Consider the following 17,070-nt stretch of genomic DNA (forward strand, 5'->3'; position numbering starts at 1 on the left):
CTCTTTTGTTTGTAAAAATATTCATAATTTACAAATGCCAGTTCGGGATAGGTTAGACAGGTTTTATCTTCAACTTTATTCTATTTATCCAACTTTAAAACAATATTTCTAATAGTGAAAGACTTTCTCTCCACACTATTACTAACTATTATTTCTCTTCTCCTTCTTTGATATTCTTCCTGCCTTTATAAGCACTTTTCACTTGATCAACTGGTACTATTTATTTACTTTATCAATATTCCTTTTTATTTCTTCAAACCTATAAAAAGATGAGTCGTTAGGAGACAATAGTATCCTATCTTCTAACATTTTCCACTGTTTTTATCTTCTTAGTATCTTATCACTCTTCTCAGTTAACTCAGTATAAGGTTTCTCATTAGTATTGATTATTTTTTCTAATTCCTATTATATTTAACCAAATTTCAGATTAGACATATATAAAATAGTGGATTCTAAAAATACTCCTTATATATAACAAGTAATTTTACTCTCTTACTATAAACTGAATCAAAAAATAATAGGTACTATAATGACTTGTGATAGAAATAGCGTAATCGATTTCCTAAGTCCATAGGAATCGCCCCCTTTCTTCACCCTCATTATAGCACCTATACATCAGTTGTGCAAATAATATGATATTTTTTTATTAGTCCTCAGACAAGCATATTATAGAGCGTTTCATTACCATTTAAGTTAATATAAGATGGATCAAAACCTTCCATTCGACGAATCAAGCCTGCATAATCATGCTTATCTGCCAAGGCAATCCCAATTAATACTGGTCCTGTCCCCTTGCTAGCTCGCTTAATATACTCAAAACGTGTGATATCATCATTTGGCCCCAAGATATCATTTACAAACTCACGCAAGGCCCCTGGACGCTGTGGAAAATTAACCACAAAGTAATGCTTGATCCCATCATAAATCAAGGCGCGCTCTTCCATTTCTGGCATACGGTTGATATCATTATTTCCTCCAGAAATGATACAACAAATGGTTTTCCCCTTGATATATTCAGCCAAAACCTCTAAAGAAGCGATACTAGCTGCTCCAGCAGGTTCTGCAACAATCCCTTGCTTAGAGTAGAGGTCAATCAAGGTTTCAGAAATCAATCCCTCATCGACACCTACTAAGGTTTGAACATGTTGACGAGTTGCTTCATAGGTCAATTGACCTACCTTTTGTACAGCAATCCCATCCGCAAATTTGTCAATTTCTTTGAGTTTAACAGGTCCACCAGCTTCAAAGGCAGCTTTCATGGAACGCGCTCCATTAGCCTCTACCCCAATGACTTCAATCTCTGGACTTGTTTCCTTGATATAGGTAGAAACCCCAGCAATGAGACCACCACCTCCAACAGGAACTAAGACAGCATCAAAATCAATCGATTCTTTGCGAGCTTCTTCTAAAATCTCATAAGCAACAGTCCCTTGACCTGCTTGGACATGGGCATCATCAAAAGGATCAATAAAGGTGCGGTTTTCAGAGACTGTAAATTCTTGAGCTGCTTTAGCTGAGGCATCAAAGGTATCTCCAACTAGCTTAATGGTTACGAAATCCCCACCAAAAAAGCGAACCTGACCAATCTTTTGTTGCGGAGTAGTGATGGGCATGAAAATAGTAGCAGGAATTTTCATTTCATTACAAGTATAGGCAACACCCTGCGCATGATTTCCCGCAGAAGCGCAGACTACTCCACGTTCACGCTCTTCCTTGCTGAGCTGAGAAATAGCATAATAGGCACCACGAATTTTAAAAGAACGAACACGTTGGGCATTTTCCTTTTTCAAATAAATCTTAGCACCATACTTCTCCGATAAATAATGGTCATAATCCAGTGGGGTATTAACGACCACACCGTTCAAGACCTTATGAGCCTTGATTATATCTTTTGAACTTAACATCATTTTCTCCTAGACTATTTCAAACTTATCGTAATACATCTTTTAAAAAGAGATGAATTGATTATAAAAGCGAGTTAGTCCCCCAACTCGCCTTCACCTTAATTTCTATCAATTAGTTATAGATTTTAAATGCATCATCGTCGTTTTTACCAACGAATGGCATTGCTTTACGCAATTCTGCACCAACTTTTTCAATTTCAAGGTTAGCTGCTTGTTCACGGTAAGCAGTCAATTTTGGACGTCCAGCTTTATAGTCATTTACAAAGTCATTTGCAAATTTACCATTTTGGATGTCTGCCAAGACAGCTTTCATGTTTTCTTTAACTTGCTCAGTAATTACACGTGGACCTGATACATAGTCACCGTACTCAGCAGTGTTTGAAATTGATTGACGCATTTTCTTGAATCCACCTTCGTAGATCAAGTCGACGATCAATTTCATTTCGTGAAGAACTTCAAAGTAAGCCAATTCTGGAGCGTAACCTGCTTCTGTCAAGACTTCGAAACCTGCTTCGATAAGGGCAGTCAAACCACCACAAAGTACAGCTTGTTCACCAAACAAATCTTCTTCAGTTTCTTCTTTGTAAGTTGTTTCAAGAAGACCTACACGAGCTGCTCCAACACCTTTACACCAGTCCATAGCAATGTTTTTAGCATTTCCTGTTGCATCTTGATATACTGCGTAAAGAGCTGGTACACCAAATCCTTCTTCGTAAGTACGACGTACCAAGTGTCCTGGTCCTTTAGGAGCACACATAAAGACATCTACATCTGCAGGAACTTTGATAAATTCAAAGTGGATGTTGAAACCATGAGCAAATCCAACTGCGTTTCCAGCTTCCAAGTTTGGAGCGATTTCTGCTTCGTAAAGTTCTTGTTGGATTTCGTCTGGTGCCAAAATCATGATAACATCAGCCAATTTAGTTGCTTCTGCTACTGTGTAAGTGTCAAATCCATCTTCTTTTGCTTTGTCAAAAGATTTACCTGGACGTACACCGATGATGACATCGCGACCTGAATCACGCAAGTTCTGAGCATGCGCATGTCCTTGCGAACCATAACCGATAACGGCGATTTTTTTACCGTCAAGTGCTGCTACTTTAACATCTTTTTCGTATTCCATTTGAACTGCCATAGTTTTTTCTCTCTTTTCTATTATTTATTGCCTTTTAGGCTGGTTTAACAAATTTAAGTTGGATTTTTAATCGCGGGTAAATCCAGTTGCACCCGTACGAGCGATATTACGGATACCGTATGGTCGAATGACTCGCAATAGGGCTTCGCTCTTTTCAGCATTTCCTGTCATCTGAATGGTAATCGAGCTTGGTGCTACGTCTACCACCGTTGCGCGGAAAGGTTGAATAATTGCTAAAATCTCAGCTCGCTTCTCTGCTGGCGCTGACATCTTAACCAAAATCACCTCGCGCTCCAAATGAGGCTTGTCTGTAATATCTCGAATGCGAATCACATCAATCTGACGATTGAGCTGTTTGATGATTTGCTCCACTTCATCATGTGAAGCCACATCAATAATAATGGTGATACGCGATACATTCGGATCTTCTGTTGCTCCAACAGAAATGCTTTCGATATTAACCTGACGGCGAGACAGGACACCGGTAAAGCGATTGAGGACTCCTGAACGATTTTGTAGTTTTGCTGTTAACATTCTACGCATGGAACTTCACCCCCAACATCTCATGATTACTCTTACCAGCTGGCACCATTGGCAACACCTGCTCCTTACGAGAAATATCTACCTCGATTAGCATAGGAACATCCTCAGTGATGACTTCAAGGTCTTGAGCCAAGGTCTCAGGATTGTCAAACTTATAGTTTTTAATGCCGTAAGCCTGTGCCATCAGTTGGAAATCAGGAAGGGTATCAAAGACCGACTCAGATGTTCTACCTTCATAGAAGGATTCTTGCCACTGACGGACCATTCCAAGTGAGTGGTTGTTCAGCATAACCACCTTGATTGGTACCTTGTAAATGTTCAAAATAGCCAATTCCTGGTTAGTCATTTGGAAACCGCCATCCCCAACAAACAAGACTACTTCCTTATCTGGGTTAGCAATTTTAGCACCGATTGCTGCTGGAATTCCGAATCCCATGGTTCCCAAACCTCCTGAAGTCACTAACTGACGTTCATTCTGGTAAGGATAATACTGAGCTGTCCACATTTGGTGTTGACCCACGTCTGTTACCACAATGGCATCTCCATTCGTCAATTCACCAATTCGTTCAATAACAGCTTGCGGTTGAACTACACGCTCTTTCTTATCATAAGAACGAACGCGGTTCTTGTCTTTAGTAACTTTTTCAATCCATTTTTCAGTGTTGTTATGAACTGTTGGTTCGGCCAGCAACATTTGCAAGGCTTTCTTAGCATCTCCAACTACAGGAATATCTGCACTGATAATCTTGCCAATCTCGGCTGGGTCAATATCAATGTGAGCAACCTTAGCATTCTTAGCAAAGGTCTTAGGATTCCCCGTCAAGCGGTCATCGAAACGACAACCAATACTAATCATAAAATCAGCTTCCGTCATGGCAATATTAGCTGCGAATGACCCGTGCATGCCTCCCATTCCAAGGAAGAGTGGATGACTCGTTGCAATCGTTCCTTGTCCCAAAAGACTGGTTACCACTGGAATTTGATAGCGTTCTGCAAATTCATTTAATTCTGCAGCTGCTTCAGCATAACTAATCCCCCCACCAGCTAGCAAGACTGGCTTTTTAGCCTTGGATAATTGCTTCAAGATTTTCTTGATTTGCATATCATTTGGCTCAAGAGTCGGCTGATAGCTTGGTAGATTCACTTCTGGTGAATAAATGAAGTCTGTTTCTAAAGCAGATACGTCTTTAGGTAGGTCAATGACAACTGGCCCTGGACGGCCTGTAGTCGCGATATGGACAGCTTCCGTAATGATTCGAGGGATATCAGCTGTCTCCCGAACTTGGTAATTGTACTTAGTGATTGGCATGGTAATTCCCACAATGTCTGCCTCCTGAAAGGCATCCTTCCCAATCCCAGCTCGCGCCACCTGACCTGTAAAGACCAAAAGGGGAACGCTATCGCTCATAGCATCTGCAATCCCTGTAATGGCATTTGTTGCTCCTGGTCCGCTAGTGACGACAGCAACACCCAACTTTCCAGTTGATTTGGCATAACCTTCAGCTTCATGCAAACAACCTTGCTCATGGCGTCCTAGAATGTGGCGAATGCCTTTAAAATTATATATCGCATCATACAAAGGCAAGACTGCACCACCAGGATAACCAAAGATGGTATCAATTCCTAAATCACGAAGTGTTTCCAAAACTAGGTCCGACCCCGTCTTAGGAGATTCTAAACTGATTTTCTCCATTGTTCCCCTTTCTCTTCTCTTAAAAATAACTTGTTACTATCATACCATTTTTTCAAAATTTTTCAAGAGAAAAGAAGAAATTTTCTGAATTTTCTATTTTAACGTTTATTTATGAATGTTATTTTTGTTTTTATTAAAAAGATACCGATTTCATTTACTAAAAAAGAAAAAAGAACTGATTTCTCAGTTCTTCATTAATCTTATTCTACACTAAATAGATATAGGTAAACAGGTTGTTGGCCTTGGTGGATTTCGACTTCAACATCTTCGAATTCTTCTGCGATTTCTTGAGCAATTTCATTGGCAAGTTCTTCACTTCCGTCTTCACCGACATAGAAGGTTACGATTTCACTATCTTCATCCAACATATGTTTCAAGGTTTCTGTCAAGGTTTGGTGCATATCAGGGTTTGACACGAGGATTTTCCCATCCACCATACCAAGATTATCGTTTTCATGGATTTCTAAGCCATCAATGGTTGTATCACGAACGGCTGTTGTGACACTTCCGCTAACGACATCACTGAGGGCTGCAGTCATACGCTCTTGATTTTCTTCGATGGACTTGCTTGGATCAAAGGCAAGAAGACTTGTCAAACCTTGAGGAAGAGTACGAGTCTCTACCACTACTGCTGGTTGCTCCAAAACTTCTGCTGCAGATTGAGCTGCCATAAAGATATTTTTGTTGTTTGGTAGGAAGATAATGTTACGAGCGTTGACCTGTTCAACAGCCTTGATAAAGTCTTCTGTTGAAGGGTTCATAGTTTGACCGCCCTCGATAACATAATCCACACCTTGAGAACGGAAGATATCTGCTAGACCTTTACCAGCCACCACAGCAATCAAAGCATACTCTTTTTCTTCAGATGGTTTGCTAACTTGAGCAGCTTCTTTCTCAACCTGTGCTTCGTGTTGGTTACGCATATTGTCAACTTTTACCTTGACCAAGCTACCATATTTAAGACCTTCTTGCATAACAAGTCCTGGATCTTCTGTATGGACATGGACTTTGACGATTTCATCATCATTGACAACAAGGAGAGAATCCCCAAGTTCATTCAAGTAGTTACGGAATTCGTCGTACTCAAAATCTTTGGCATAGGTTGGACCTTGCTTAAGGGCTACCATGATTTCAGTACAGTAACCAAAGGTGATGTCCTCAGTCGCCACATGACCAGCTACAGACTTATGATGTTCAGCATTGATCATTTCACTCATGTTGGCCGGAGTCGCTACAAAGTCCTCAGATGCAATATATTCACCAGTAAGGGCTGAAAGGAAACCTTCATAGATGAAGACCAGTCCTTGACCACCTGAATCCACAACGCCAACTTCCTTCAAGACTGGAAGCATATCTGGCGTTTTAGCTAGAGCGGTTTTAGCACCTTCTAAGGCTGCACGCATGACTTCAACAGCGTCATCTGTCTGCTCAGCTTTTTTCTTAGCACCGATAGCAGCCCCACGAGAAACTGTCAAAATCGTTCCTTCAACTGGTTTCATCACTGCCTTATAGGCAACTTCTACACCTGATTGGAAGGCAAGGGCCAAGTCTTGACCTGTTAACTCGTCTTTATCCTTGATAGCTTGTGAAAATCCACGGAAAAGCTGAGACGTAATAACTCCTGAGTTCCCACGCGCACCCATCAAAAGACCTTTGGCAAGAATGCTCGCTACCTCTCCAACTGTAGAAGCTGGCTTGTCTGCAACTTCTTTAGCTCCATTTTCAATGGTCATTCCCATGTTTGTTCCAGTATCTCCATCTGGAACTGGAAAGACGTTTAATGAATTGACATATTCAGCTTGCTTATTCAAGCGAGTCGATGCAGCCTGCACCATTTCTTGAAATAAGCTAGTAGTAATTTTTGACACGGTTATTCTCCTACAACTTTGATATTTTGAATGTAGACATTTACAGTCTGAGCAGTAATTCCAAGTTGGTTTTCCAAACTAAAACGAACACGCTCTTGAATGTTTTTTGACACTTCGCTAATCTTTGTTCCGTAGCTCAACACGGTATATACATCAACTGCAATACTGCCATCTTCGGCCGCCTTTACGACGACACCTTTGGAATAATTTTCCTTACCTAGAAGGGCTTGGAAATTATCTTTGAGGGCATTTTTACTAGCCATACCGACCACACCAAAAATTTCAGTTGCTGCTCCACCTACGACGGTTGCAATCACTTCATCTGTTAGTTCGATTTGACCATCTTTTGTATTAATTTTTACAGTCATCCTTTTTACCTCAACTAGTTGATACTCTATTTTATCATATTTCAGCCCAAGTGTAAAAGCAGAATACTGTATCAGCGGATATTTACTCTATTTTTCAAATGATTTTATATCTACAGTAAAAGAAAAAAGACCCTAAGGTCTCCTTACTTTTATTATTAAACGCGTTCAACTTTACCTGATTTCAAAGCACGAGCTGAAGCCCAAACTTTTTTAGGTTTACCATCGATAAGAACAGTAACTTTTTGAAGGTTTGGTTTTACGGCACGTTTTGTTTGGTTCATCGCGTGTGAACGGTTGTTTCCTGATACAGTCTTACGACCTGTAAAGTAACATACTTTAGCCATTGTGTTTTCCTCCTATTAGATCTAATATAGCGGATGTGCTAGCACCACATACTGTACTATGTTATCACACTTTCTTCATTTTTGCAAGGGGATTGGAAGATTTTTTTATTTAACGTAGACAATCCCCAACTTTCCAAAAGCCACATCTCCACGTATAATCAAAGTTTTACTGGTTGGAGCTAGAGAAGTATCTGCCTTGGCTACACCACAGAAAGTTTCCACCTTCAAATCCACTCGCCAATGTTGGGGAACATAGATAACTGCATTGCCAAAACCAACTTCTACTTTCAGGCTTGCAGTATCTCCTAAAATCTCTGCATTGTCGTAATATATCTTAGCATTTCCAAAACCAACTTCTACTTGGTCGTCTACCAATTCTTGATTTTGCTTGTAGAAAGTCCCAGTCCCAAAAGCAACTTCCTTATCTGTAAGAATGGTCTTTTTACCATCATACCACCATTTTTTCCCATTCCAAGTTCTGTTAGAATGAGTGAGTGCGCTGACACCCATTACGATTAAAATACTTGCCCAGAACAATGACTGATTAGGAATTGGTAAAATGCCATAAAAGTGGTTAGCAATCATTAAGGCTACTAGAGCTGTAAAAGAGGCTGAAGTTAAGTGACGACGCAACAAAGCTCCAACTGATTGATAGGCAAAAAATGCAATACCAAGCAAGGGCCAAATTTGCCCACCGAATGAAGGGATTCCAAAATTTCCTTGTAATAATATTAAAGCTGCCAAAACGAGCAACACAATACCAAATGCTTTCTTTTTCATGTTCTTACCTCATGTTTCTTAGATTTTCTTTTAGGAGGGATTGGTAATGTCGTGAGACATGAACCTCCTTGTGGGTCTGATAAAAGGAAATGGTGCCCGTTCCTGAAAAGGACTTGTCCACCGAGTAAACCTGACGAATATTTGCAATAGTCGACTTGGATACCCGACTAAAATAGCGAGGAAGAATAGCCTCTAACTCATAGAGTTTAAGCCGAACCTCGTAGGCTTCTTTCTGGGTGTGGGCGTAAATCTTGCTCCCTTCTGTCTCAAAGAAGAGAATTTCCGATAAGTCCAGATAATATTCACCCGTCCCCTTGTAAAAAATCAACCTAGGAGACTTGGATTCGTGCAAGAGGCGCTGTAAATCCGCAATCTCATCTGTCAAAGCCGCTGCCTTGATGACAATTTCAGTTTCCTCTAAATTGCTGTCAATTTCGATTCGTAACTTCATTCCATCTCCTTTCTGACTCTACTATATCAAAGCCAAAATAAGAAAACAAGAGCAAAAAAGCAAGTGGTTACTTTAGACCCGTAAGTGGTTGTAGGACCACCTTAACTTACAATTCAAAATAGAAAGAAAAGCACACCCCACGCAAGGCCACAAATATAACCAACTACTACATCCTTGAGATAATGCACGCCACCTGAGACTCTCACTAGACCGAGGAGGGCTGACAAGACCAATAAGATAACCCCTACAGATAAACTAGCATGTAAGCAAGCCATGGAGATAATGGTTGCTGAAAAGACATGACGACTGGGCATTGACTGACCAGGACTATCTCTGTCAAGCAAGGGTTTAATATCCCATTCCTCATAAGGCCTAGGGGCATTGATTTTCTTACGAAGAAAGGACAAAATCACAAAGCCTGACGCAGGGACAAACACATACATCAAGACCTGCTTCCCAAGTCCTTGTTGGAGATAGGTAATTACTAACAAGGTTAAATAAACTATAGGCATGACTACTGTCATAAACCGATTGAAAGTTCTTAACAAGCTCAGAAGAAAGGGCTTATTTTTAATGTTACTAGCAACGTGGCCATACCATTCTTGATAATTTTTCATATATTTTCTCATCACTTACTCAAATTTTGCTTATAGGGAAGCACTTGTCTTCTAGTATAGTGCAGAAAAAGAAGGCCGTCAAGCCTTCTTTAGGTTTATTCTTCTGCTTCGTCTTCTGTAAATTGACTGTTATAGAGGTCAGCGTAGAAACCAGCTTGCGCCATTAGCTCATCATGATTTCCTTGCTCGATGATATTTCCATCCTTCATGACAAGAATCAAATCAGCATTTCGGATAGTAGACAAGCGGTGGGCGATGACAAAGGAAGTTCTTCCCTCCATCAAACGGTCCATGGCTTTCTGGATCAATTCTTCCGTCCGAGTATCAACAGAAGAAGTCGCCTCATCTAGGATTAGGAGTGGTGCATCTTTCAGCAAAGCACGAGCAATGGTCAAGAGTTGTTTTTGCCCGACAGACAAGGTCACTGTATCATCCAAGACTGTATCGTAACCATCTGGTAGGGTCATGATAAAGTGGTGAACCCCCACAGCCTTGCTGGCTTCAATCACACGCTCATCACTAATACTTGTTTGGTTATAGATGAGATTGTCGCGAATGGTCCCTTCAAAGAGCCAAGTATCCTGCAAGACCATTGAAAAGGCATCGTGTACTTCCGAACGCTTCATCTCTTTGGTATCCACACCATCGATGCGGATACTTCCCTTATCAATCTCATAGAACTTCATCAAAAGATTGACAATGGTTGTCTTACCAGCTCCGGTCGGTCCGACAATGGCAACCTTTTGACCTGCATGAGCGGTCGCAGAAAAGTCATGAATAATGGTTCGCTCTGGTGTATAACCAAAGGAGACTCGATCAAAGACCACTTGACCTTTCATATCGCTCAATTGTCTTTCTTTATGGGATTCGTCTTCCATTTCCTCTTCAGCTAGGAATTCGAAGACACGTCCCATGGCTGCACTAGCCTGCTGCAAACTAGTAATCCCTTGGGCGATTTGTGAAAGAGGCTGAGAAAAGATACGAACGTAGGCCATAAAGGCAACGATAATCCCGATACTGATGTGCCCATTTAAGGCCAAGGCTGCACCAACAATAATCACCAAGGCATAGCTAAAGTTCCCAATAAACATCATAATCGGCATCATAATCCCTGAAATAAACTGAGACTTCCAGATACTGTCATACAGACGATGGTTTAATTTCGCAAACTCTTCTTTCGTGCTCTCGATAGCATTGTAACTAGTCACTACATTATGGCCAGAGTACATTTCCTCCACATAGCCATTGACAGCTGCCAAATCTTGTTGCTGACTCTTAAAAAAGCCCTGTGATTTGCCCATAAAGACGGATACAAAAACAAAACCAATAAGGGTTGACACAACCGTCACCAAGGCTAAAATCCAGTTCATCCCAAACATGGTTACCAAGACTGCTAAGACCAATAAACTAGATGAAAGAACTGTTCCCAGACTTTGATTAAGGGACTGGGCTGCAGTGTCAACGTCATTGGTTACACGAGACAAGGTATCTCCTTGAGAATGTCCATCAAAATATCTCAATGGTAGGCGATTAATTTTATCTGCAATCGCTGTTCTCAAACGCTCTGAAAAACGTTGAATAGCTGTTGTAAACAGAAAGGCCTGCAAATAATTTGATAGGAGTCCAATCACATAAATCACGGCCAAAAAACCACCAATAGCTGCAACCGCCGCGACATCCACACTTGTTTCCAGACCACTTGCAATGATATTGGTCATTTCCTTGATACGGGTTGGACCATATACAGTAATGATATTGGATAAGATTGTTGCTAGAAAGGCGATTAGAAGGGCAAACTGGAGGCCTGCAAGATAGGGTTTACTCTGCTTCCAGAGAGACATTTTCTTATTTTCCATGTTCCAATTCCTCCTTCGATAGTTGTGAATAGGCAATTTCTTGGTAAACTTCGTTATTAGCTAGCAGTTCCTTGTGGGTGCCTTGCCCCACGACTTTCCCTTGATCCAAGACCAAAATCAAATCTGCATCCATAATCGTTGAAATACGCTGTGCGACAATGAGCTTGGTCATAGACTTGGTTTTCTCTGTTAGCTCTTGGCGTAGGACACGGTCTGTCTTGTAGTCCAAGGCCGAGAAGGAGTCATCAAAGATGAGTATTTCTGGCTTCCGAGCTAAGGCACGCGCAATTGCCAGACGTTGTCTTTGACCACCTGAGAAGTTGGTTCCTCCTTGGGCCACTTCTGACGCTAAGCCCGCTTCCTTGTCTTCGATAAAGTTCTTAGACTGGGCCAACTCCAAAGCCTGCCACATAGCCTGCTCACTAAGTGGTGTTTCTTGACTTTGTCCAAAGTCTAGATTGCCCTTGACATCACCTGAAAAGAGAACCGCTTTCTGAGGAATATAACCAACCTTGTTGCGCAAATCTTTCAAGTCATAATCTTGCACATTGACACCATCCACCAGAATTTCTCCTGCTGATACGTCGTAAAAACGTGGAATCAGATTAACCAGAGTTGACTTACCGGAACCTGTTGACCCAATAAAGGCCACTGTTTGACCTGCTTCTGCCTTGAAGCTAACATGTTCAATAACCGCCTCCGAATTTGCCGCATAGCGGAAGGTCACATCCTTAAACTCGACCTGACCTTTGAGGTTTTCATCAGCCAGCTGCACTTGAGCAGGGTTTTGGATAGAAGAATGCAAATCTAAAACTTGATTAATCCGCTTAGCAGAGACCATAGTTCGGGGAAGAACGATGAAGAGTGCTCCCATGAGAAGGAAGCCCATGACAACTTGCATGGCATAAGACATGAACACAATCATGTCACTAAAGAGAGGCAGACGTGCTGTCGCAGCAGCGTCGTTAATCACATAGGCCCCAATCCAGTAAATCGCCACACTCAAACCACTTGAAATCCCCATCATGATAGGGTTCAAAATAGCCATAAGACGGTTGACAAACAAGTTCAAGCGTGTCAATTCATCATTTGCTGATGCAAATTTTTCATTTTGGTATTCTTCAGCATTGTAGGCGCGAACGACACGAATACCTGTTAAACTCTCACGAGTGATACTGTTCAGTTTATCAGTCAGCCCCTGAATCAAGGACTGTTTTGGAAAGGCTAGCGTCATCAAAACAGTCGTCATCAGGACGTTGACAATCACTGCCACAAGTACGGCCCAGAGCCAGTATTCTGAATGACCTAAAATCTTCCCGATAGCCCAGATAGCCATAATTGGACCACGCGTAACCACTTGCAAACCCATGGTAATCAACATTTGAACTTGAGTAATGTCATTGGTAGTACGCGTCAAGAGGCTAGGAATAGAGAATTTCTTAATCTCTGTCTGCGAGTAATCCAAAACTCGGTTAAAAATATCACTTCTCAGCCTACTAGTATAAGAAGCCGCCACTCGGGATGCACAAAATCCAACTGCAACTACGGACAAGAAGGCAAGAAAGGACATTCCCACCATCATGCTTGCCGGCTGCCACAACTCATCTAAATTAGTTCCTTGACTACCTAGCAAATCCGTAATTTTCGAGATATAAGTTGGCACTTCCAACTCTAGATAGACCGAAAAGCAAGTAAAGAGAATGGCTAGTAAAATCATCCCCCATTCTTTTCTACTAATTCGTTTGGCTAATTTCTTCATTCTCTCCTCCTATTCCCTTGATATTTACCTGTAGTTGACCGAGAACTTTCTCAAAAATCAGTAATTCATCTTCATCAATGTCTTCCATCAACTGCTTGTCTATTCGTTCAAAAAAGGCCTTAACCTGCTTCATTTGAGAACGTGCTTTGTCCGTCAAACGAACAAATTTTGCCCGCTTATCGCTAGGACTCGCCTCCAATTCCACCAAACCATTTTGCACCATACGCTTGACCAAATTACTAGCAACAGACTTGGTAATATTGAGTTCCTGCTCGATATCTTTAATCAAGACCAAGTCTTGGTTTTTCTCACGATTATCCAAAAAACGTACAACCTGACCTTGAGGCCCACCCATAAATTCAATACCACAACGTTTAGCTTCCTTTTGCACCATGAGGTGAATCTGATGACCAAAACGCTTAAAGACTAACATCGGTTTATCCATACTAACTCCTTTCTAACCATTGCATTTAGTTCTCCTAGGAACTAAATAAGTTTTCATGAGAACTATTTTACCACTTTGAAAAGAGATGTCAATAAAAAAGTTTCTATGAGAACTATCTTAGTTTAAATTGACATTAGGCAAGAGTTTTTATATAATAAGTACTCACTACTGTGGGTAGAAATCCATTCACTTAATGAGGAGAGAAAACTTTCAAATGAAACCAGAAGAACAAAGAGTTTTAGGAATCTTAGCAACCATTTTTGGAGCCATCGCACTTTTAGGATCCTGGATCCCGTTTATTAACTATCTATCGTTGTCCATCGGCATCGTCGCATTTATCTTGGGGATTATCGGCCTTATCGTCAACCTCAAAAAACGGAAAACAATGGCTATTATCGGAACATCCCTGGCAGTTGCCTCTGTTGTACTTTTCTTTACGAGTCAGGTACTATACGCTGATGTCTACAAAGAGTATGCCAAGGAGTTTAACCGTTCCTACATAGATACGAGTGCTTCAATGGAACGCAAAGAAGAAAGCGGCTCGACAGACGATACCTTCACCTGGACCCAAGAACAGTTCGACGCCTTAATCGAAGGTGACCTTGACAACAAAGGAAAAGGTGGCACCAACTACGAGGATATTATCAACAAACACGGACAGCCAGATTCCGAGTTTGACTTCACTCTTGGGGGTTACAATACGAAAAAAATCACCTATATCTCTATTGGAGGCAAGATTAAGACTGTTACCTTAACTTTTGCAAAAGATGACAATGGAGAGCTCTTGCTCGTCCAAAAACATCAGTCGGTCTATGTCTAGAAAAAAGCAAGTAACAAAACGATTCTGAAACCTGATTCTAAGTTCAAATATCAAAAAAACGAACAGCTAGTAAAACTGTTCGTTTTTCAATTAGAATCCGTCTACATTTGTGTAGATCTTTTGCACATCTTCGTCGTCTTCAAGAACGCTGTAAAGTTTTTCAAAGGTTGCAAGGTCTTCGCCTGACAATTCCACTTCTGACTGAGGGATCATTTCCAATTCAGTAACTTGGAATTCTTCAATACCAGACTCACGAAGGGCAACGATAGCCTTGTGAAGGTCTGTTGGAGCTGTGTAAACAGTGATTGTTCCTTCTTCTGCTTCTACATCGTCCACATCCACATCTGCTTCTAGCAATTGCTCAAAGACTGCGTCCGCATCTTCACCTGCAAATACAATAACTCCCTTGTTATCGAAGAGGTAAGAAACAGAACCTGAAGCACCCATGTTTCCGCCGTTTTTACCAAAGGCTGCACGGACATTGGCCGCTGTACGGTTGACATTTGAAGTCAAAGTATCAACAATCAGCATAGAACCATTTGGTCCAAAACCTTCGTAACGTCCTTCTGTAAAGGTTTCGTCTGTGTTTCCTTTAGCCTTGTCCAAAGCTTTATCGATAACGTGTTTTGGCACTTGGGCTTGTTTAGCACGGTCGATAACGAACTTCAAGGCTGAGTTTGATTCCGGATCTGGATCACCTTTTTTAGCTGCTACATAGATTTCTACACCAAATTTTGCATATACTTTAGAGTTAGCTCCATCTTTAGCCGTTTTCTTGGCTACGATATTGGCCCATTTACGTCCCATTAGGAATCTCCTTTTTTCACATTTTAATCTTTCTTATTATAACACAAGTTTTTTCGATTTTCACTAGAGGAAATGGATTTTATTCAGTAAATCGAGCTATGATGACACTTTTGTTGTCAAGATGGCCTTGCCTTCTTTTACCAAAGGATGACGGAAGAGTGAAAAGTACAGTTGGATGGTCATGGCAACCCAGATAAGGGGTTCACAAAGGATAACTCCCTTATAGCCCGCCCAAGGGATAATCAAGACCACAAAAGCGATTTTCCCGATTAGTTCTATAAAGCTAGAAACCAGAGGAAGGACCTTTTGCCCCAAGCCCTGCAAACAATTGCGATAAATCAATAAGAGACTCAAAATAGGATAAAAAGCTGAGCTGATTTGCAGATAGAGACTGCCATTTTCTACCAAGTAGCTATCCGTCGAACTAGCCAAGAAGGAAACCAAGGCTGGACTGGCAAAAAAGAGGAAGACACAAACAAAAATTGCCCAGGACATACTTAGACGACTGCCGATTCGAAGGCCTTGAACAATGCGGTCTGGGCGCTTAGCACCTAAATTCTGAGAAGCAAAGGTCGTCATTGATGCAGAAATAGCGGTCATGGGAAGAAGGGCGAAAGCCATAATGCGTCGAGCCGCCGTCTGGGCACTAATAATCACTGCACCAAAGGTATTAACAGAATACTGTAAAATCACACTGCCGATGGACACAATCGAACTCATCAAACCCATAGCCAAACCTTGCTCCAAGAGATCGGCGTATAAGGCCTTATCCCATTTGAAATGCTTGAGCTGAGGGAGTAGCTCAGGCACACTCTTACGGATATAATAAAAGCAAAGAACCGCTGATAAGCCTTGCGAAATAATGGTAGCTAGTCCCGCGGATTGAACTCCCAGATGCAATTGCGTAATGAAATAGAGATCCAGAACCACATTAACCAGAGCAGAGAAAATCAGAAAACCAAGCGCAGCCAGACTGTCTCCAATAGACCGCAACAAACCTGCAAAGAGATTATAAGCGAAGCTAACACCGACACAGGTCACAATCATAGAAATATATTGATAGGACTGGGGAAGAATTTCTTCAGGAGTATCTAGGTATTGCAAGAGAGGATACAAACCAAGAAAGCCCAGCAGCATAACTACAATACTCAAAAGAGCACCTAAAATCCAAGTGGTTGCTACTGCCTCCTTGATTTTAGTGAAATTCCGAGCTCCATAATAACGGGCAATGACAATTCCCATGCCATTGCCAACACCAAGAGTAAAACCTACAATCAGGTCAAAAATCGCTGTCGTCGCTCCTACTGCAGCCAAGGATTCTTGACCAAGAAAACGCCCAACAATCAAAACATCAGCAGTGTTATAGAGTTGTTGGAAAATATTAGACAGCAAGATTGGGAAGGCGAAACTCAAAAGCGAGGGAAGAATAGGACCATGTATCAGGTCCACTGTTCGTTTTTTATTCATAAGGCTATTATATCAGCTTTCTAGAGGAGCGACAAGAAACAGCAAACTATGCGTGAGCTGAGAACCAGAGCAAAGCAACGAAAAAGGGCTCTATAATATTTGTAGTGGGTAAATCCCCTATGGATCTTATGGAGCCTATTTTGTTGTAGAAAAAAAGTCCCATATGACCTATAATGAAAAGCGACTAAACAACTCATTAGAAAGATTCATATG

15 protein-coding genes and 1 pseudogene are annotated in these 17,070 nt (G+C 41.2%); 1 reads left to right on the forward strand and 15 read right to left on the reverse strand.

Annotated elements, in window-relative coordinates; genetic code table 11:
• Window positions 1-653 precede the first annotated feature (653 nt).
• From ilvA to QM843_RS05965, 13 genes are all read right to left on the reverse strand, one after another.
• On the reverse strand, window positions 654-1,904 hold the full coding sequence (gene ilvA, locus QM843_RS05905) for a threonine ammonia-lyase IlvA (protein ID WP_000952976.1): 1,251 nt from the start codon (window positions 1,902-1,904) through the stop codon (window positions 654-656).
• Between the two features lie 112 nt (window positions 1,905-2,016).
• Window positions 2,017-3,039, reverse strand: a complete 1,023-nt coding sequence (ilvC, locus tag QM843_RS05910; protein WP_000290683.1) for a ketol-acid reductoisomerase — start codon at window positions 3,037-3,039, stop codon at window positions 2,017-2,019.
• A 66-nt stretch (window positions 3,040-3,105) separates the two neighbouring features.
• Window positions 3,106-3,582 (reverse strand): acetolactate synthase small subunit, encoded by a 477-nt coding sequence (gene ilvN, locus QM843_RS05915; RefSeq protein WP_001253803.1) that lies wholly within the window; start codon window positions 3,580-3,582, stop codon window positions 3,106-3,108.
• Window positions 3,575-5,275 carry an acetolactate synthase large subunit gene (locus QM843_RS05920; protein ID WP_000411747.1) on the reverse strand — a complete coding sequence of 567 codons (1,701 nt, stop codon included), beginning with the start codon at window positions 5,273-5,275 and terminating at the stop codon, window positions 3,575-3,577. Before QM843_RS05920 ends, ilvN begins: the two co-directional genes overlap by 8 nt.
• A 200-nt stretch (window positions 5,276-5,475) precedes the next feature.
• Window positions 5,476-7,143: a DAK2 domain-containing protein gene (locus QM843_RS05925; protein WP_414304427.1), complete on the reverse strand. Its 1,668-nt coding sequence runs from the start codon at window positions 7,141-7,143 to the stop codon at window positions 5,476-5,478.
• Window positions 7,144-7,145: 2 nt separating this feature from the next.
• On the reverse strand, window positions 7,146-7,511 hold the full coding sequence (locus QM843_RS05930; protein WP_000216437.1) for an Asp23/Gls24 family envelope stress response protein: 366 nt from the start codon (window positions 7,509-7,511) through the stop codon (window positions 7,146-7,148).
• A gap of 155 nt (window positions 7,512-7,666) precedes the next feature.
• Window positions 7,667-7,855, reverse strand: a complete 189-nt coding sequence (gene rpmB, locus QM843_RS05935) for a 50S ribosomal protein L28 (RefSeq protein ID WP_001140948.1) — start codon at window positions 7,853-7,855, stop codon at window positions 7,667-7,669.
• Window positions 7,856-7,960: 105 nt separating this feature from the next.
• Window positions 7,961-8,635 carry a LiaF transmembrane domain-containing protein gene (locus QM843_RS05940; RefSeq protein WP_000725715.1) on the reverse strand — a complete coding sequence of 225 codons (675 nt, stop codon included), beginning with the start codon at window positions 8,633-8,635 and terminating at the stop codon, window positions 7,961-7,963.
• 4 nt (window positions 8,636-8,639) lie between these two features.
• Complete coding sequence (locus QM843_RS05945; protein ID WP_004256763.1) at window positions 8,640-9,086, reverse strand: LytTR family DNA-binding domain-containing protein; 447 nt, start codon at window positions 9,084-9,086, stop codon at window positions 8,640-8,642.
• Window positions 9,087-9,199: 113 nt separating this feature from the next.
• Window positions 9,200-9,703: a phosphatase PAP2 family protein gene (locus QM843_RS05950; protein ID WP_004256762.1), complete on the reverse strand. Its 504-nt coding sequence runs from the start codon at window positions 9,701-9,703 to the stop codon at window positions 9,200-9,202.
• Between the two features lie 95 nt (window positions 9,704-9,798).
• Window positions 9,799-11,559: an ABC transporter ATP-binding protein gene (locus QM843_RS05955; RefSeq protein ID WP_414304428.1), complete on the reverse strand. Its 1,761-nt coding sequence runs from the start codon at window positions 11,557-11,559 to the stop codon at window positions 9,799-9,801.
• Entirely contained in the window at window positions 11,549-13,318 is a 1,770-nt protein-coding gene (locus QM843_RS05960; RefSeq protein WP_414304429.1) for an ABC transporter ATP-binding protein, read from the reverse strand. Before QM843_RS05960 ends, QM843_RS05955 begins: the two co-directional genes overlap by 11 nt.
• The gene (locus QM843_RS05965; RefSeq protein ID WP_084947865.1) at window positions 13,293-13,763 is read right to left on the reverse strand and encodes a MarR family winged helix-turn-helix transcriptional regulator; all 471 of its coding nucleotides are present in this window, start codon (window positions 13,761-13,763) and stop codon (window positions 13,293-13,295) included. Before QM843_RS05965 ends, QM843_RS05960 begins: the two co-directional genes overlap by 26 nt.
• A gap of 214 nt (window positions 13,764-13,977) precedes the next feature.
• Between QM843_RS05965 and QM843_RS05970 the strand changes: the two are divergent.
• Window positions 13,978-14,597, forward strand: a pseudogene (locus QM843_RS05970) (CD20-like domain-containing protein).
• A 76-nt stretch (window positions 14,598-14,673) separates the two neighbouring features.
• Here QM843_RS05970 and QM843_RS05975 read toward each other — a convergent pair.
• Together QM843_RS05975 and QM843_RS05980 are read right to left on the reverse strand one after the other, a co-directional pair.
• A complete protein-coding gene (locus QM843_RS05975; RefSeq protein WP_414304430.1) occupies window positions 14,674-15,390 on the reverse strand; it encodes a YebC/PmpR family DNA-binding transcriptional regulator in 717 nt (238 codons plus the stop codon).
• A gap of 96 nt (window positions 15,391-15,486) precedes the next feature.
• Complete coding sequence (locus QM843_RS05980; RefSeq protein WP_414304431.1) at window positions 15,487-16,857, reverse strand: MATE family efflux transporter; 1,371 nt, start codon at window positions 16,855-16,857, stop codon at window positions 15,487-15,489.
• Between the last annotated feature and the right edge of the window lie 213 nt (window positions 16,858-17,070).

This window comes from Streptococcus mitis (assembly GCF_047463435.1).
Taxonomy (GTDB): Bacteria; Bacillota; Bacilli; order Lactobacillales; family Streptococcaceae; genus Streptococcus; species Streptococcus mitis_DS.